General features: G+C 66.7%; 13 protein-coding genes. 5 read left to right on the top strand and 8 right to left on the bottom strand.

The genetic code is table 11. The features are described 5' to 3' along the window. From ACFDS3_RS06540 to ACFDS3_RS06515, 6 genes are all read right to left on the bottom strand, one after another. Nucleotides 1-2,116, bottom strand: a 2,116-nt coding sequence (locus tag ACFDS3_RS06540; RefSeq protein WP_375261541.1) for a molybdopterin-dependent oxidoreductase, incomplete at its 3' end; no start/stop codon positions are given. Next, entirely contained in the window at nucleotides 2,113-3,795 is a 1,683-nt protein-coding gene (locus tag ACFDS3_RS06535) for an NAD(P)H-dependent oxidoreductase subunit E (RefSeq protein ID WP_375261540.1), read from the bottom strand. The genes ACFDS3_RS06540 and ACFDS3_RS06535, both read right to left, overlap by 4 nt. Before the next feature lie 38 nt (nucleotides 3,796-3,833). Then, on the bottom strand, nucleotides 3,834-4,724 hold the full coding sequence (gene folD / locus ACFDS3_RS06530; RefSeq protein ID WP_375261539.1) for a bifunctional methylenetetrahydrofolate dehydrogenase/methenyltetrahydrofolate cyclohydrolase FolD: 891 nt from the start codon (nucleotides 4,722-4,724) through the stop codon (nucleotides 3,834-3,836). Between the two features lie 181 nt (nucleotides 4,725-4,905). Continuing rightward, nucleotides 4,906-6,120, bottom strand: coding sequence for a urate hydroxylase PuuD (locus ACFDS3_RS06525; RefSeq protein WP_375261538.1), 1,215 nt, complete (start codon nucleotides 6,118-6,120; stop codon nucleotides 4,906-4,908). 72 nt (nucleotides 6,121-6,192) lie between these two features. Continuing rightward, the gene (proS, locus tag ACFDS3_RS06520; RefSeq protein ID WP_375261537.1) at nucleotides 6,193-7,542 is read right to left on the bottom strand and encodes a proline--tRNA ligase; all 1,350 of its coding nucleotides are present in this window, start codon (nucleotides 7,540-7,542) and stop codon (nucleotides 6,193-6,195) included. 64 nt (nucleotides 7,543-7,606) lie between these two features. Further along, nucleotides 7,607-8,410 (bottom strand): glycosyl transferase, encoded by an 804-nt coding sequence (locus tag ACFDS3_RS06515; protein ID WP_375261536.1) that lies wholly within the window; start codon nucleotides 8,408-8,410, stop codon nucleotides 7,607-7,609. Nucleotides 8,411-8,542: 132 nt separating this feature from the next. Here ACFDS3_RS06515 and ACFDS3_RS06510 point away from each other — a divergent pair, with 132 nt between their 5' ends. The 5 genes from ACFDS3_RS06510 (at nucleotide 8,543) to ACFDS3_RS06490 (ending at nucleotide 14,967) form a co-directional block, all read left to right on the top strand. Beyond that, entirely contained in the window at nucleotides 8,543-9,652 is a 1,110-nt protein-coding gene (locus tag ACFDS3_RS06510; protein ID WP_375261535.1) for an AI-2E family transporter, read from the top strand. Next, the gene (locus tag ACFDS3_RS06505) at nucleotides 9,652-10,365 is read left to right on the top strand and encodes a chromosomal replication initiator DnaA (protein WP_375261534.1); all 714 of its coding nucleotides are present in this window, start codon (nucleotides 9,652-9,654) and stop codon (nucleotides 10,363-10,365) included. The genes ACFDS3_RS06510 and ACFDS3_RS06505 overlap by 1 nt, the downstream gene beginning before the upstream one ends. Next, nucleotides 10,362-12,539 carry an RNA degradosome polyphosphate kinase gene (locus ACFDS3_RS06500; RefSeq protein WP_375261533.1) on the top strand — a complete coding sequence of 726 codons (2,178 nt, stop codon included), beginning with the start codon at nucleotides 10,362-10,364 and terminating at the stop codon, nucleotides 12,537-12,539. The genes ACFDS3_RS06505 and ACFDS3_RS06500 overlap by 4 nt, the downstream gene beginning before the upstream one ends. Before the next feature lie 66 nt (nucleotides 12,540-12,605). After that, nucleotides 12,606-13,337 carry an NAD(P)-binding domain-containing protein gene (locus tag ACFDS3_RS06495; protein WP_375261532.1) on the top strand — a complete coding sequence of 244 codons (732 nt, stop codon included), beginning with the start codon at nucleotides 12,606-12,608 and terminating at the stop codon, nucleotides 13,335-13,337. A gap of 70 nt (nucleotides 13,338-13,407) precedes the next feature. Next, entirely contained in the window at nucleotides 13,408-14,967 is a 1,560-nt protein-coding gene (locus tag ACFDS3_RS06490) for a Ppx/GppA family phosphatase (RefSeq protein WP_375261531.1), read from the top strand. On the opposite strand, the gene ACFDS3_RS06485 is transcribed toward ACFDS3_RS06490, so the two are convergent. Both ACFDS3_RS06485 and xylB read right to left on the bottom strand, forming a co-directional pair. Then, on the bottom strand, nucleotides 14,964-15,299 hold the full coding sequence (locus tag ACFDS3_RS06485; RefSeq protein ID WP_375261530.1) for a hypothetical protein: 336 nt from the start codon (nucleotides 15,297-15,299) through the stop codon (nucleotides 14,964-14,966). The genes ACFDS3_RS06490 and ACFDS3_RS06485 overlap by 4 nt on opposite strands. A gap of 57 nt (nucleotides 15,300-15,356) precedes the next feature. Continuing rightward, a complete protein-coding gene (gene xylB, locus ACFDS3_RS06480) occupies nucleotides 15,357-16,796 on the bottom strand; it encodes a xylulokinase (RefSeq protein ID WP_375261529.1) in 1,440 nt (479 codons plus the stop codon). Nucleotides 16,797-16,801 lie beyond the last annotated feature (5 nt).

Here is a 16,801-nt window from a genome sequence, read left to right as displayed (position 1 = left end):
GGCCCATCTGCACCTGCCGGTTCGAGTTGGTGAACGTCCCGCGCTTCTCGGCATGGACCGACGCCGGCAGCACCACATCGGCATACCACGCAGTCTCGGTCAGGAAGATGTCCTGCACGACCATGTGCTCGAGCTTGGCGAAGGCCGCGCGGGCGTGGGTCTGGTCGGGGTCGGACATCGCCGGGTTTTCGCCCATGACGTACATGGCCTTCACGCCGCCCTCGTGAATGGAATCCACCACCTCGACCACCGTCAGCCCCTTTTCGGGGTCGAGCGGCCGCCCCCATGCATCCTCGAACTTCGCGCGGATATCGGGGTTCTCAACGCCGGAATAATCGGGATAGCTCATCGGGATCAGGCCCGCATCCGACGCGCCCTGCACGTTGTTCTGGCCGCGCAGCGGATGCAGCCCCGTTCCCTCGCGCCCGATATGGCCGGTGATGAGAGCCAGCGCGATCAGGCAGCGCGAGTTGTCGGTTCCGTGGACGTGCTGGCTGACGCCCATGCCCCAGAAGATCATCGACCGCTCGGACGTCGCGTAAAGGCGCGCGACCTCGCGGATGGTGGGGGCGTCGATCCCGCAGATCTCGGCCATGGCCTCGGGCGGAAAGTCGGCGACCTTGGACTTCAGCGCGTCGAACTCGCTTACATTCGCCTGGATATATTGCTCGTCGTACAGCCGTTCCTCGACGATCACATGCAGCATCGCGTTCAGAAGCGCGACGTCCGTGCCCGGCTTGAAACGCAGGGAATGCGTGGCATGGGTCATCATGTCCTGCCCGCGCGGATCGCAGACGACGAACTTCGTCCCGCGTTTGGCGGCGCGCTTGAAGTAGGTTGCCGCGACGGGGTGGTTCACCGTGGGACGTGCGCCGATGATGATGACGCAGTCCGCCTTGTGCGCGTCCATGAACGGCGCGCTGACCGCACCCGAGCCGACCCCTTCGAGCAGCGCCGAGACGGACGAGGCGTGGCAAAGCCGCGTGCAGTGGTCGACGTTGTTCGTCCCGAATCCCGCGCGGATCAGTTTCTGGAACAGGTAGGCCTCTTCGTTCGACCCCTTGGCCGAGCCGAAGCCGGCGATGGCTCCGCCCCCGTCCCGGTCCCGCACCTGCGTCAGGCCCGCGGCGGCGCGCTCCATCGCCTCTTCCCACGTCGCCTCGCGGAAGACCTGCATCGGGTCGCCAGCAAAGTCGATTTCGGCCGTCTTTGGCGCGTCGTCGCGGCGGATCAGCGGCTTGGTCAGGCGCTTGGGCGACATCGCATAGTCATAGCCGAACCGCCCCTTCACGCAGAGGCGGTTCTCGTTGCCGGGACCGTTCGCACCGTCCACCCGCACGATCTTTCCGTCGGCGACCGACACCTCGGTCTGGCAGCCGACACCGCAGAAGGGACAGACGCTTTTCACCGTCTCGACGGCGGCCTCGCTCACTGCCTTGGTGCGGTGCGCGGCGTCGAGCATCGACTTCTCCATAAGCGCGCCGGTGGGGCAGGCTTGAACGCACTCGCCGCAGGTCACGCAGGTCGAGTCGCCCATGGGGTCGTGCTGGTCGAAGACCGGGATCGTATGGCTAGCACGTCCCGCCATACCCATCACGTCGTTCACCTGCACCTCGCGGCAGGCGCGGACGCACAGATTGCAAGAGATGCAGGCATCGAGGTTGACCGCGATCGCAGGGTTCGTCGCGTCGTGCTCGGGCAGGTGCGCGCCGCCGAACTTCGACGGTAGCCGGTCGCCCGTGACGCGATCGGTGATGCCCATGTCCCGCGCCCATTCCCAGAACGGCGCCTCGCCGTCGGCGCTGCTCTCGGGCGAGGGCATGTCAGCGCCAAGCAGCTCGAAGACCATCTCGCGCGACTTCCGGGCCCGGTCGCTCGCGGTTTGAACGATCATGCCATCGGTCACCTCGCGCGCGCAGGAGGCGGCGAGCACCCGCTCGCCCTCGACCTCGACCATGCAGGCGCGACAGTTCCCGTCAGCCCTGTATGCCGGCGCGTCGCGCCAGCACAGATGCGGGATTCTTGTGCCGTGGCGCTTTGCCGCCTGCCAGATCGTCTCGCCTTTTTTCGCTGTGATTTCCGAGCCGTCGAGGATGAAGTTGATCCGATCTGTCATGTCAGGTCCTCCCTGAAATACCGCAGCAGGTGTTTGACCGGGTTCGGCACCGCCTGCCCCAGTCCACAGATCGACGCATCGCGCAGCACGTCCTCGAGGTCGCCGATCGCATCCTCGTCCAACGTGTCTTCCCGAAGGAGGTGCGTCAACTTTTCGGTCCCGGCGCGGCAGGGCGTGCACTTGCCGCAGCTCTCATGAGCGAAGAAGTCCACGAGGTTCAGCGCGACGTCGCGCATGTTGTCTTCCTGGCTGAAGATCACGACGGCATGAGAGCCGACGAAGCCCTGCAGCTCGGCCAGCGCGCCCCCGAAGTCGAGCCGCAAGTTGCCTTTGTCAGCGGGCAGGATGCCGCCCGAGGCTCCGCCAGGCAAGAACCCCTTGAACGTGTGGCCGTCGGCCATGCCGCCGCAGGCCGCGATCAGGTCGTTCGCAGTGGACCCCGCCGGCGCCTGGATCAGCCCCGGGGTCTTCACCCGCCCCGAGACGGACCACGAGCGGATGCCCGGATGGTCCGGCAGCCCCATGTCCCGGAACCAGTCGATCCCGTTGGAAAGGATCTGCGGCACCCAGTAGAGCGTCTCGACATTGTTATTCAGCGTGGGGCGGCCGAACAGGCCCACCTGCCCGATCACCGGCGGCCTCAGCCGCGGCATTCCGCGCTTGCCCTCAATGGATTCGACCATCGCCGATTCCTCGCCGCAAATATAGGCGCCCGCCCCGCGGCGAAGCTCGATGAAGCCGCGCCCGATCAGCTCGGCAGCTTCGAGCGCCGCGATCTCGCGGCGGATGACCTCGTAAGCGGCGGCGTATTCCCCGCGCATGTAGATGTAGATACGCTCGGCCTCGACCACATGTGCGCCGATCAGGGCGCCCTCGAGCATGGGGTGCGGGTTGCGCTCCATGTGGTAGCGGTCCTTGAAGGTGCCAGGCTCGCCCTCGTCGGCGTTCACCGTCATCAGCCGCGGACCCGGGTTCTGGCGCACCAGCTCCCATTTCCTGCCGGTCGCGAAGCCGGCGCCGCCAAGACCCCGCAGGCTGGAATCCGTCAGTTCACGGATCACCCGCTCGACCGTCAACTCTTCGTCACGAAGCCGCCGAAGCTGCTCGTATCCGCCTTCCGCGCGATATGTCCGAAGGTCTGTGTATGCCGGAAGGGCAAGGGCCGTCTCTCCCCGCTCGACCATGCGCGTCAGCATCTCGACGTCTGCGCACCCGACCTCGCGGTCCCCCACGCGCGCGGCCGGCGCGACATCGCAGCCCCCCATGCACGGCGCGCGCAGGACGCGGACCCTGGCAGGATCGACGCCGGCCTGCATCTCGGCAATCAGGCGCTCTGCCCCGGCCATCATGCAGGCGATCCCGTCGCAGATCCGGATCGTCAGTTCGGGTGGAGGGATCTCGCCCTCTTTCACCACGTCAAAGTGGTCGTAGAACGTCGCGACCTCGTAAACCTCGGCCTGTCCGATCCGCAGCAGGTCGGCCAGTGCCCGCAGATTGGCTGCGGATATATGCCCGTGCGCGCCCTGGATGGCGTGGAGGTACTCGATCAGACGATCACGCACCGGCACCGGATCAATGAGCGCGCGAATCTCGGCAAGGGCCGCGTCGTCCAGCATCCGCCCCCTGGTCTTGGCGACGGATCGCCCCTCTCGCGGCAGGCCCGCGGCCAGCTCGGTCATGACGTTTCCCCCCTCAGTAGCCCGACCCGACGCGCGAGTCAGACGGTCAGCCCCTCCGGCAGTGGCAGACCATTCGTACGGCAGCATGCCGTAACGGTATTGGCAAGCAAACAGGCAATCGTCATCGGCCCGACGCCACCCGGAACGGGAGTGATGGCGCCCGCCACCTCGTTGGCCGCATCGAAATCCACGTCGCCAACCAGCCGGGTCTTTTCACCCTCGGGGATACGGTTGATCCCGACGTCGATCACGGTCGCCCCCGGTTTGATCCAGTCGCCCTGGACCATCCGGGGCCGCCCCACGGCCGCGACGAGGATGTCGGCGCGCCGCAGAACTTCGGGCAGATCCCGGGTGCGGGAGTGAGCGATCGTCACGGTGCAGTTCTCGTTCAGAAGCAACTGCGCCATTGGCTTACCGACGATGTTGGACCGGCCGAGCACCACGGCGTTCAAGCCGGACATGTCGCCCAGGTGTTCGCGTAGCATCAACAGGCAGCCCAGCGGCGTGCACGGCACCATGCTGTTCTGGCCCGTTCCCAGCAGCCCGACATTCGACACGTGGAACCCGTCAACGTCCTTGTCGGGCGAGATCGCGTCGATCACCGCGCTTGCGTTCATGTGCACCGGAAGCGGAAGTTGCACAAGAATCCCATGAACTTGTGGATCGTTGTTCAACTGATGGACGAGGTTCAGAAGGTCTGCTTCGGTCGTGTCGTCGGGCAGGCGATGCTCGAACGAGGCCATGCCGGCCTCAACCGTCTGTCGATGCTTAGAGCGAACATAAACCTGGCTCGCCGGATCCTCGCCCACGAGGACGACGGCGAGGCCGGGCACCAGGTCGTGCTCGGACCGAAGGCGGGCGACATGGGCAGCCACTCTGTCGCGGATGCGGGCGGAGAAGGCTTTGCCGTCTAGGATCTGCGCGGTCAAACTGCGTCTTCCTTTCGTCAGGGTCCCGGCGTCCGAGCGCGGGAGGATGAGAGCCGGCGCCTGCCAGACGGCGATCGGCACAAGGACTGCCACGACACTTGCCGGACCCACAGACCGGTTGCGACGGCATAGACCACCAAACCGGCGCAGACGCTCCTGCGCGGCAAGTATCGCCGGAGCGTCAGGAGGCGCCCTCGAACCACGCGCGCAGCGTCGCGCGCTCTTGCTCGGTGATGTAGGTCAGGTTCGCCGGAGGCATGGCGTGACTGACTCCGGCCTGCAGGTAAACGCGGCGCGCCTCGCGGGCGATGGCCGCGGGCGTGTCCAGCACCACCCCTTTCGGCGCCCAGTGCATCCCGTCCCAAGCGGGCTCGCGCGCGTGGCACATCGAGCAGCGTCCCATCACGATCGAGCTTGCCTCGTCGAAATGCTCGGCCTCGGCATAGCGCAGGGCGGCACCGCTGAGCGGCGCGGCGTCGGCGGTGGCCGTCCGCAGCGGCGCGGTCGAAAGCCAGGCTAGGATCACGAACAGCACGGCCGTCACGCCCCAGGTCCACCACGGCGCACTGCCGCGAGCGTGCATCGTGTTGAAGAAGTGGCGGATCGAGACGCCGATCAGGAAGACGAGCGACGCGATGATCCAGGCGTTCTCTGTCCCGAAAGCCAGCGGGTAGTGGTTCGACAGCATCAGGAACACGACCGGCAGGGTCAGGTAGTTGTTGTGCGTCGACCGCAGCTTGGCGATCTTGCCGTATTTCGGGTCGGGCTTACGTCCGGCCTTCAGGTCCGCCACCACGATCCGCTGGTTTGGGATGATGACGTGCGCGACGTTGGCCGTCATGATCGTGGCCGTCATCGCGCCCAGGTGCAGCAACGCGGCGCGGCCGGTGAAGACGTGGTTCAGCGCCCAGGACGCCACGACGATCCCCGCAAAGAGGACTAGCATTACCGCCGTCGGACGCTCCTTCAGGGGCGACTTGCACAGCGCGTCATAGGCAATCCAGCCACCCACGATGAACGCGGCCGAGATCAGGATCGCTTGCCACGCCGCGAGGTCGGCCTTCTCGGGGTCGATCAGGTAAAGCTCGGCCCCCGCCCAATATAGGATCGACAGAAGCGCGAAGCCCGACAGCCACGTCCAGTAGCTTTCCCATTTGAACCAGGTGAGGTGCTCGGGCATCTGGGGCGGCGCCACCAGGTATTTCTGGATGTGGTAGAAGCCGCCGCCGTGGACCTGCCATTCCTCGCCATCGGCCGGACCGGGGATGTTCCGGTTCAGCCCCAGGTCCAGCGCGATGAAATAGAACGACGAGCCGATCCACGCGATCGCGGTGATGACGTGGAGCCAGCGGGCAGCGAACGCCCCCCATTCCCACATGACGGCATAATCGTACATCCCGGCCCCTTCGTCTGTCCCGACCGCGCAGTCTTGCCATCCCGCGGCGCCGGTCAAGCGCCGCGGTGCCGATCAACCGGGCGTCTGGCCGATTCCGTAGATCTGGGCGACGCGGTCGATGGCGGCCTCGGGCGACATCTCTTCGCTTGCGCCGCTCCGGCGCGAGGTCAGCTCGACCTTTCCGTCCTTCAGCCCACGCGGGCCGACGGTGATGCGCCAGGGCAGGCCGATCAGGTCAATTGTCGCGAATTTCGCGCCCGCCCGCTCGTTCCGGTCGTCGTAGAGCGGCTCGAGCCCCATGGCGGTCATCGCCGCCAGAAGACGCTCGCACGCTGCATCGCAATCGCCGTCACCCTGGCGGAGGTTCACGATGCCCACGTGGAACGGCGTCACGCCCTCGGGCCAGATGATGCCCTTTTCGTCGTGGTTCGCCTCGATCAGCGCGCCGACGAGGCGGCTTACACCAATTCCGTGCGAGCCCATGTGGACCGGCACCTTCGTCCCGTCCGGTCCGGCGACGGTGGCGCCCATCGGCTCGGAATACTTGGTGCCGAAATAGAAGATCTGCCCTACCTCGATCCCGCGGGATTCGCGGCGGCGGTCCTCGGGGATCTTTTCGAATAGCGCCTGGTCGTGGGTCTCGTCCGTGCGGGCGTAGGGGGTGGTCCAGGTCTCGCAGATGTTTCGCAGTCCGGCGCGGTCGTTGTAGTCGATCTCGCGCTCACCCAGCTTCATGTCGAGGATCGTGCTGTCGTAGAAGACCTCGGATTCGCCCGTGTCGGCCAGCACCAGGAACTCGTGCGTGTCCTCGCCGCCGATCGGACCCGAATCGGCGCGCATCGGAATCGCCCGCAGACCCATGCGCTCGTAGCTGCGCAGGTAGCTGACCATGTGGCGGTCATAGGCGTGCCTCGCGTCCTCGTAGGTGAGGTCGAAATTGTAGCCGTCCTTCATGTAGAACTCGCGCCCGCGCATGACGCCGAACCGGGGACGGACCTCGTCGCGGAATTTCCACTGGATGTGGTACAGTGTCAGCGGCAGGTCGCGATAGCTCGAGACATGGCTGCGGAAGATGTCGGTAATCATCTCCTCGTTGGTCGGACCGTAGAGCATGTCGCGCTCGTGCCGGTCGCGGATTCGCAGCATTTCCGGGCCATAGGCGTCGTAGCGGCCGCTTTCGCGCCACAGGTCAGCCGGCTGCAGCGTCGGCATCAGCATGGGGATGTGGCCGGCCGCGATCTGCTCTTCGTGGACGATGCGCTCGATGTTGCGCAGGACCTTGAAGCCAAGGGGCAGCCACGAATAGATTCCGGCGCTCGCCTGCTTGATCATGCCGGCCCGCAGCATCAGTCGGTGGCTGGCGATCTGCGCGTCCGCAGGGGTCTCCTTCAGGACGGGCAGGAAGTAGCGGGAGAGGCGCATGTGTTCTGGCTCCTTCAGCGCGGTGCGTTGACGGGGTTAGGCGAAAAGGCCCTGCCCCCGCAAGTCACTCTCGCCAGTGCTCGGCCACCCACGGCGCGGGCCGGATGAAGTGGCGTAGATGAGTGATGGGCCCGCCCTTGCGGCGACTGCCGTCGAACAGCAGCCGAAGATGGCCCCCGGCGCTTTCGGCACGCTTGGGGCCATAGCGGCCGGCGATGGCATCCTCGGGGGTGAGGTGACCGGGGAAAATGACGATGCGGGCCTGCGCCGGCAGCTTCGGCGGCAGGAAATAATTGAGCGGCGTCGTCCGGCGACAGTCGCGCCGGAAATGGATCACCCAGCCGCGGGGGAAGAGCTTCACCCCGCCGGGCGCGTTGCGGGTGACGAACCGCTGCTCGTAACGGTAGGTCTCGGCCACGCCCAGGGGATCGACGCGAAACTTCGCCTGCAGCGGCTCGAGCTTGCCCACCGGGAAGCGGAAGACCGAGGTCTGGCCCAGCCGCTCCAGCGGGTTCGAAGGGTTGCGCGACAGGATCACGTCCTCGGGGTCGCCATAGTCGAAGAACGGGTCGAGCGAGCCGGTAATCACCAAGTCGAGGTCGAGGAACAGGACCGGCCCCGACATGTCGGCCAGCCGCGGCCCCCAAAGGCGCGACTTCGGCCATATGCCGGTCTTGGTCTTCGGGATCTCGTAGTCGATCTGGGGCAGCGGTCGTGTCTCGACCTCCTCGCGGATGCCGGCCGGATCGTCACAAAAGCAGACGAAGCGAAAGGGCGGCGTGATGTTGCGTGCCACCATACCGTAAAGTCGATTTATGTAGCGCGGCCCGTATTTCGTGCCCCAGTGGATGCAGATTACCTGTTTCATCGCCACCCCTGATAGGCGCCGCACGAGGGCGCTACAAGCGCGGCCTGACTTGCGGTATGGAACGGCGACGGCCGGATTGATCCTGCCCGCAACTTCCCGATAAGCGCAGCACCGCGCGAGCCACGAGGCCACATGACCCTGCCTGTCCGAGATCAGCTGAAGTACTGGAGCGCCGCGCTTGCGGTATTCCTGTTCATGTTGTGGTGGCTCGGCGACGTGATCCTGCCTTTCCTGCTTGGCGCGGCCGTGGCCTATATCTTCGACCCGATCGCGGACCGGCTGCAGGCGATCGGGCTGGGCCGGGTCGTATCGGTCGCGATCATTACCGTGGTGATGCTGCTGCTGTTCGCGGCGTCGATCCTTTTGGTGATTCCCACGCTCATCAGCCAGGCCGCGGCATTGTCCGACCGCATCGCGCTGTTGATCGAGCATGCGCCGAACACGGTTGCAGGTGCCCAGCAATGGCTGTCGGAAAATCACCCCCGGCTGGTCGAGCATCTGCCCGAAGCAGCCGACATCGAGACTACGCTCGGCACCATGTTGCAGAATGTGACCTCGGGGATGCGCGAGAGGGGGGGCATGCTGCTGGAAGGTGCCCTGGCCAGCGTGACCGGTCTGATCAACGTGCTGGTGCTGGTCCTGATCGTGCCGGTCGTGTCGGTCTACCTGCTGGTGGACTGGGACCGCATGATGGCCAAGATCGACAGCCTCCTGCCCCGTGACCACGCACCGGTGATCCGCACCCTGGCGCGCGAAGTCGACGATACGCTGGCCTCGTTCGTGCGGGGCCAAGGCCTCGTCTGTGCGATCCTCGGTGTATACTACGCCGTCGCGCTGGCGCTGGTGGGCCTGCAGTTCGGGCTGATCGTGGGGGCGATTGCGGGGTTCCTGACATTCATCCCGTATGTCGGCGCGCTGGTGGGCGGCGTGCTGGCGATCGGCCTGGCGCTGTTCCAGTTCTGGGGCGACTGGCTGTGGATCGTGATTGTCTGGGCAATTTTCCAGTCCGGCCAGTTCATCGAGGGCAACTTCCTGACCCCCAAGCTGGTGGGCGACAGCGTAGGCCTGCATCCGGTCTGGCTGCTCTTCGCGCTGTCGGCCTTCGGGTCGGTCTTCGGCTTCGTGGGGCTTTTGGTCGCGGTGCCGCTGGCCGCAGCGCTCGGCGTGATCGCCCGGTTCCTGACCGCCCGCTACCGGGCCAGCGCGCTCTACCAGGGCTCGGGACAGGGGCCGCAATCCTGATGGCAGAGCAACTTCCCCTGAACCTGCAGATCCGCCCCGCGCTTGGCCGCGAGGATTTCGTCGTCACGCCGTCGAACGCAACCGCGCTCGGGCTGCTGGAAAGCCATCGCTGGCCGGGCGGGCGGCTGGCGCTGATCGGACCGCCGGCCAGCGGCAAGACCCACCTCGCGCATGTCTGGGCCGAGCGGGCGGGCGCCGTCGTCGTCTCGGCCAAGGACCTGCCGCGGTTCGACATCGCGACGCTGGCCAGCGCCGGCCGCGTCGCGGTCGAGGAAGTCGCCGCGATCGCGGGGCACCGCGGCGCCGAAACGGCGCTGTTCCACCTCTACAACCGCCTCGCCAGCAGCGGCGGCCGACTGCTGGTGACGGGCCGCGAGCCGCCTGCCCGCTGGCCCGTCGCCCTGCCCGACCTGCGCTCGCGCCTGTCGGCGCTGACCGTTGCCGCCCTCGACGCGCCGGACGATGCGCTGCTGGGGTCGCTCCTCGAGAAGCAGCTGCGCGACCGGGGGCTCGAGCCCGACATGTCGGTGCTGACCTACCTTGTGCCCCGGATGCCGCGCACGGCCGAGGCGGCGCGCGATCTTGCGGCCGAGATCGACCGCCTGACCCTCAGCCGCAAGCGCGGAGTCGGCCGAGAGTTGGCCAAGGAGGCCCTGTCACGTATCGCCGTGTCATCGTCCCGTCACGAACCGGAGGCAAAGGACGCGCCATGACCGTTACCGATTTCCTCTCCGCCCCGTTTCCCGATCCCGTCCCGCCAGCCGAAGGCGAGGACCTGACCGGCCCCGCGCGCTTCTTCAATCGCGAGCTGTCGTGGCTGGCCTTCATCTGGCGCGTCGTGGAAGAGGCCGAAAACCCGCGCGTTCCGCTGCTGGAACGCCTGCGCTTCCTGTCGATCTCGGCCAGCAACCTCGACGAGTTCTATACCGTCCGCGTGGCCGGCCTGCGAGAGCTTGCGCTGAACGGCAATACCACGCCCGCCGCCGACGGCCTGACCCCGGCACAGCAGCTGACGCGCATCAACGAGAACGCGCGCCGGCTGATGGATCGCCAGCAGGTCGTCTTCGCCGAGCTGAAGCGCCTGATGGCCGAAGAGCGCATCCACATCCTGACGCGCGAGGACCTGACGAAAGAGGATCGCGGCCGGCTGGAAGAGGTGTTTCTCAACGAGGTCTTTCCGATCCTGTCGCCCCTTGCGATCGACCCCGCGCACCCGTTCCCCTTCATTCCCTCGACCGGCTATTCGCTGGCGCTGGAGCTCGAACGGACCGCCGATAAGCGCATCCTGCGCGCGCTGGTCCCGATCCCGCAGCAAATCGACCGCTTCATCCGTCTTGGCGGTGCCGAGGGCGAAGCGCGCTTCGTCCCGCTCGAAGAGCTGCTGTTGCTGCATATCGGCACGCTCTACCCGCGCTACAGCGTCAAGGGCCACTGCACCTTCCGCGTCCTGCGTGACAGTGACCTCGAGGTCGAGGAAGAGGCCGAAGATCTTGTCCGCGAATTCGAGGTCGCGCTGAAGCGCCGCCGCCGCGGCGAGGTCGTGCGGCTGAACATCTCGGCCAACGCGCCGAGTTCCCTCAAGCGCCTCATCATGGACGAACTGCCCGTGAAGGAGGACGAGACGATCGAGACCGGCGGCCTGATCGGCGTCAGCCACGTATCCGAGCTTGTCCTGAAAGAGCGCCCGGACCTCCTCTGGCCAACCTTCATCCCGCGCGTCCCCGAGCGGGTCCAGGACCATGACGGCGACATGTTCGCTGCGATCCGCCAGAAGGACATGCTGCTGCACCACCCCTACGAGACGTTCGACATGGTGGTCCGCTTCCTCAAACAGGCGGCGGCCGATCCGAACGTGGTCGCGATCAAGCAGACGCTCTATCGCACGAGCCACGACAGCCCGATCGTCGACGCACTGTGCGAGGCCGCCGAATCCGGCAAGCAGGTCACCGCCCTGATCGAGCTGAAGGCGCGCTTCGACGAGGCCGCGAACATCCGCCAGTCCCGCAAGATGGAGCGGTCGGGCGTGCACGTCGTCTACGGGTTCATCAACCTCAAGACGCACGCCAAGCTCAGTGCCGTGATCCGGCGCGAGGGCGACAAGACCGTCACCTACAGTCATTTCGGCACGGGCAACTACCATCACATCACCGCACGCATCTATACCGACCTGTCGTTCTTCACGACAGACCCGGCGCTGGGGCGCGATATGACGCGGCTCTTCAACTACCTGTCGGGCTATGCGCAACCCGAGGACCTCGAGAATCTTGGCGTCTCGCCCCTGACGCTGAAGCAGAAGCTTCTCGACATGTTCGAGCAGGAAGCGAAGAACGCCGAAGCCGGCAAGCCCGCGGCAATCTGGGCCAAGATGAACTCGATCATCGAGACTGACGTGATCGACAAGCTCTACGAGGTCAGCCAGCGCGGTGTGAAGGTCAGCCTGATCGTCCGCGGGATCTGCGGCGTGCGCCCCGGCATCAAGGGCTTCTCGGAAAACATCCGCATCAAGTCGATCATCGGCCGCTTCCTCGAACACTCGCGCATCGTCTGCGTGGGCAACGGGTCGGAGCTTCCCTCGGGGAAGAGCCGGGTTTTCATCTCGTCCGCGGACTGGATGGGCCGGAACCTCAACCGCCGGGTCGAGACATTGGTCGAGTGCAAGAACGCCACGGTGAAGGCCCAGATCGTCAGCCAGATCATGGCCGCGAACCTCGCCGACACGGCCCAAAGCTGGATCCTGCGCCCCGACGGTACCTTCGACCGTCCCGGTCCCGACCAGGACGCCCGCCCTTTTTCGTGCCACCGCTTCTTCATGGAAAATCCCTCCCTCTCGGGCCGCGGCTCTGCCGGAGCGAAGGACGTGCCCGAACTCACACATGCCGAGATCTAGCGCCAAGATTGCCTTCCCGGGGCCGAGCGTGCATCACTCGGCCCCGGGGCAATGCAAGGGGGGTGCATGCGCATCGGCATCATCGGGACCGGGGCGATTGCTGCGGCTGTGGTCGAAGGCATCGCCGGCGACGGCCACCGCATCACCGTTTCCGAACGCAGCCGCACACGGTCGGGTGATCTTGCAGCACGCTTTCCCAACGTAACGGTGGCCGACAATCAGGCAGCAATCGACGCCAGCGACGTGGTGCTGATCGGTCTGATGGCCGATGCTGCCCGGGACGTACTGGCGTCGCTGCGTTTTCGGGAGGGGCAGCGGGTCGTCTCGCTCATGGCCGATGTCACGCTCGACGACATCGCGCCGATCGTCGCTCCGGCCGTGGCCGCAGTGGTGATGATCCCGTTCCCTGCCATTTCAAACGGCGGCTCGCCCATCCTGACCTTCGGCGATACCGCCCTGATCGAGGACCTCGCCGGCCACCGCAACACCGTCGTCCCCGTCGCGACCGAGGCCGAGCTTGGTGCCTACATGGCCGCACAGTCGGTCGCTTCGGGTGCTGCGCTGGTCGTTGCCGAGGCGAAGCGGTGGCTTGCGCCGCAGGTCGGCGACCCCGAGGCCGCGGACGCCTTCCTGCGCCGGCTCGTCACCTCGGCCTTCGACGCGCAGGGGGCCGAGGAAGTGCTTTCGAGCCTCGACACGCCCGGCGGCTACAACCAGCGAATGCGCAACGCGCTGCAGGGAGCCGGGACAGCCGACGTCCTTCACGCCACATTCGACAGACTTTCTGGCAACTCCTGACGGCCGGTCACGGTTGACCCGCAAGCACCCGGCGCCAACATCGCGCGCGCATGGACCCGGAGACACGACGATGGCCCCGCCCTCACCGCCTTCTGACGAGTTCGGACCCTTTGGACCGCCCCTCTTCGACGATCCCTCCGCCCGCGCCGTCAGCCGGGTGGCCGTGATCGACATCGGCTCGAACTCGATCCGGATGGTGATATTCGACGGAGCCGCACGGTCGCCCGCCTATTTCTTCAACGAGAAAGTCATGGCCGGCCTCGGCGCCGGGTTTGCCGAAACCGGGCGCCTGAACCCCGCCGGCAAAGAGCGCGCCATGGCCGCCATGCGCCGCTTTGCGCAGCTGGTGAAGGGCATGGGTGCCTCGCCCGTGATTGCCGTGGCCACCGCCGCCATGCGCGAGGCCGAGGACGGTCCGAGTTTCCGCGACGAGGTCGAGCGCGAGACCGGGATCGCCATCACCATCATCAACGGTGAGGAAGAGGCGCGCCTGTCGGCCCAAGGAGTCTTCGTCGGCTGGCCGGGCGCCGAGGGACTCGTCTGCGACATCGGCGGCTCGTCGATGGAGCTTGCGCGGATCGGGGGCGGAAAGGTGGGCACGCGGCTGACCTCACCGCTCGGGCCGCTGCGCCTGCAAGGGATCAAGGGCAGCAAGAAGGCGCTTGCCGCGCATATCCGCGGGATCGTCGACGGGTTGCGCGACGAGGTCGGCGTCCGCCACGACCGCCTGTTCCTCGTTGGCGGCTCGTGGCGGGCGATCGCCCGGATCGACATGGAGCGTCGCGGCTATCCACTCCACGTCCTGCACGAATACCGCATGACGCCCAAGCAGGTGCGGGAAACGGTAAAGTTCATCCAGAAGACCCCGGTCGCCGACCTGCGCCGCGCAACCGATATCGGCGAAAGCCGCATGTCGCTGGTGCCGCTGGCCAGCCTCGTCCTGAAAGAGGTCGTGAGCCGCCTGAAGCCCAGCGAGATCGCCGTCTCGTCCTACGGCATCCGCGAGGGTGTCCTCTACGAGCAGATGCCCCAGGCCCTGCGCGACCGCGACCCGCTGATCGAGTCCTGTCGGTTTTCGGAGCAGAAGGACGCGCGCCAGCCGGGCTTCGGACGCGCGCTCTATCATTTCATCCTGCCGCTCTTTCGCTCGCGCCCCGCCTCGCGGCTCAGGATCGTTCGGGCGGCTTGCCTTCTGCACGACGTGAACTGGCGCGCCCATCCCGACTACCGGCACGAGGCCTGCTTTGACAGCGCCACCCGCGCCAACCTCGGTGGCCTGACGCACGAAGAGCGTCTGTATCTCGGGCTTGCGCTTCTGCACCGCTACAAGGGCTCTCATAAGGGGACGCGCTTCGATCAGATGACGGGCATCCTGGACGAGGACGAGATGCGCGAGGCCGAGGTGGTGGGCCGCGCCATGCGCTTCGGAGCGATGTTTTCGGCCACCGAGCCCCTTGGTCACGGAGAGATGCGGTGGTTCCCTAAGCGGCGCCACCTGGAGCTGCGGCTGACCGACGACGCGCTCGACCTGTTCGGAGAGGTCGCGCAATCGCGCTTCAACGCGCTCGTAGGCGCCCTGAACGCCACGTCCGAGGTCAAGCGGTTCCGGCGCGCGCGGGCGACAGGCTAGATCTCGATCTCGTTGTCCATTGGCGCCGAGTCATCCGCGGGACGCTTGCGGCGAATGATGATGTCTCCGTTCGGCAACCGCTCCGGAGGGTGATAGGCGCTCAGGTCGTCCACGTTCAGCTGGTCGAAGTCGAACTCCCGCAGGGCATCGGCAAGGTCGCGCATCCGCGGTTCGACCTCGCCCACGAGCCCGTCGAGCAGTCGTCGGGCGCCCTCGCTCATCATGTCCATCCCCTCTTCGAGGTCAGAGGCGCGGTCTTGGTCGGGCTCCTGCGCGAGGGACGGCGTGGCGAGCAGAAGCATGCTGAGGCAAAGGGCGATGGCGTGTTTCATGTTCAAAGAACGCGCGAGGCGGCACCATGTCACCCGCCTCACGCAAGCGTGATCGCCTCAGGCCGACAAGCGGACCCAGGCGTCGCGATAGCGGGCGTAGGCGTCGCCATACGCGTTCACCAATGCGGGGTCCGGCGTAATTTCGGACTGCACATCGGGCGCGGTCAGCACCTCTGCCGGATCAGCACCAGCGGCCAGTGCGCCAAGACGGGCTGCCCCGAAGGCGGCACCGAAGTCGCCCGAGACGGGCTTGAGCAGTGTCAGCCCGGTGGCCGCCGCGGCGATTTTAAGCCACGCGTCCGAGCGTGCCCCCCCACCCACGGCGAAGGCGCTGTCGATCTCGGTGCCCGCGTCACGCAGGGCGGCGGCGCAATCGGCGAAGGCGAAGGCAACGCCGTCCAGCACGCCATGCACAAGGTCCGGTAGCGCCATCCCGCGCTGAAGGCCAAGAAAGGCTCCTGTCGCGTCGGGTGCGTTGTGCGGCGTCCGCTCGCCCGACAGGTACGGCAGGAAGGTCGCGGCCGAGGGGCCCTTGATCCGCTCGGGCAGCAGGGCCGTCAGCTCGGGGCCTGTCTTGCCGGTGATCTCGCCCAGCCAGGTCAGGCTGTCCACCGCCGACAGGATCACGCCCATCTGGTGCCAGGTGTCCGGCACCGCATGGCAGAATGCGTGAACCGCCGCCTCGGTGTTCGGCGCGAACCGGTCCGTCGTTGCAAAAAGCACGCCCGACGTGCCCAGCGACAGAAAGCCCGTGCCTGGCTTGGTCAGCCCCATCCCGCAGGCGGTCGCGGCGTTGTCGCCGCCGCCGCCAGCCACCGGCACCTCGCCCACGCCCCAACGCTTGGCCAGCGCGGCGCGAAGCGTGCCCGAGCTTTCGGAACCCTCGACGAGGTCCGGCATCTGACTGCGGCTCAGGTTCGTCGCCTCGAGCAGCCGGTCCGACCAGTCCCGCGCGCCGACGTCCAACCATAGCGTTCCCGCCGCGTCGCTCATGTCGCCGGTATGTCCACCCGTCAGCCACAGGCGCACATAGTCCTTCGGCAGCAGGACCTTGGCGATCTTGGCGAAGACCTCGGGCTCGTGCTTTTCGATCCAGCGCAGCTTGGGGGCAGTGAAGCCCGCCATGACGATGTTGCCGCCGATCCCGCGGAAATCGGCGCGCTCTTCCAGCTCGCCGCACTCAACCGCGCTGCGCCCGTCGTTCCACAGGATCGCGGGACGCAGGGGCTTGTCGTCCGCGCCAAGGCAGGTCGCGCCGTGCATCTGGCCCGACAGGCCGATCCCGCGCAGCTGGCGCATCGCGTCGGGCTGCTCTTTGGCCAGCGCGTCGATGGCGCTTTCGCAGGCGGCGATCCAGTGATCTGGGTCCTGCTCGGACCATCCGGGATGGGGGCGCGAGACCGCAAGCTCGGCATGCGCCTGCCCCACCGAACTGCCGCGTTCGTCGATCAAGAGCGCCTTCACGCCCGAAGTACCGATATCCAGTCCGAGATACATGCCTG

Origin of the sequence: Palleronia sp., from assembly GCF_042089775.1 — a bacterium.
Classification (GTDB): Bacteria; Pseudomonadota; Alphaproteobacteria; order Rhodobacterales; family Rhodobacteraceae; genus Palleronia.
Note: the sequence above shows the minus strand (reverse complement) of the source record. Positions and strands in the feature narration are given on the sequence as shown.

Bases quoted from the DNA above. Each gene is read 5' to 3' on its own strand.
- ACFDS3_RS06500 (WP_375261533.1), top strand. From the start codon at position 10,362: ATGACCGTTACCGATTTCCTCTCCGCCCCGTTTCCCGATCCCGTCCCG.
- proS (WP_375261537.1), bottom strand. From the start codon at position 7,542: ATGCGCCTCTCCCGCTACTTCCTGCCCGTCCTGAAGGAGACCCCTGCG.
- ACFDS3_RS06490 (WP_375261531.1), top strand. From the start codon at position 13,408: ATGGCCCCGCCCTCACCGCCTTCTGACGAGTTCGGACCCTTTGGACCG.
- xylB (WP_375261529.1), bottom strand. From the start codon at position 16,796: ATGTATCTCGGACTGGATATCGGTACTTCGGGCGTGAAGGCGCTCTTG.
- ACFDS3_RS06485 (WP_375261530.1), bottom strand. From the start codon at position 15,299: ATGAAACACGCCATCGCCCTTTGCCTCAGCATGCTTCTGCTCGCCACG.
- ACFDS3_RS06525 (WP_375261538.1), bottom strand. From the start codon at position 6,120: ATGTACGATTATGCCGTCATGTGGGAATGGGGGGCGTTCGCTGCCCGC.
- ACFDS3_RS06495 (WP_375261532.1), top strand. From the start codon at position 12,606: ATGCGCATCGGCATCATCGGGACCGGGGCGATTGCTGCGGCTGTGGTC.
- ACFDS3_RS06505 (WP_375261534.1), top strand. From the start codon at position 9,652: ATGGCAGAGCAACTTCCCCTGAACCTGCAGATCCGCCCCGCGCTTGGC.
- ACFDS3_RS06535 (WP_375261540.1), bottom strand. From the start codon at position 3,795: ATGACCGAGCTGGCCGCGGGCCTGCCGCGAGAGGGGCGATCCGTCGCC.
- ACFDS3_RS06510 (WP_375261535.1), top strand. From the start codon at position 8,543: ATGACCCTGCCTGTCCGAGATCAGCTGAAGTACTGGAGCGCCGCGCTT.
- ACFDS3_RS06515 (WP_375261536.1), bottom strand. From the start codon at position 8,410: ATGAAACAGGTAATCTGCATCCACTGGGGCACGAAATACGGGCCGCGC.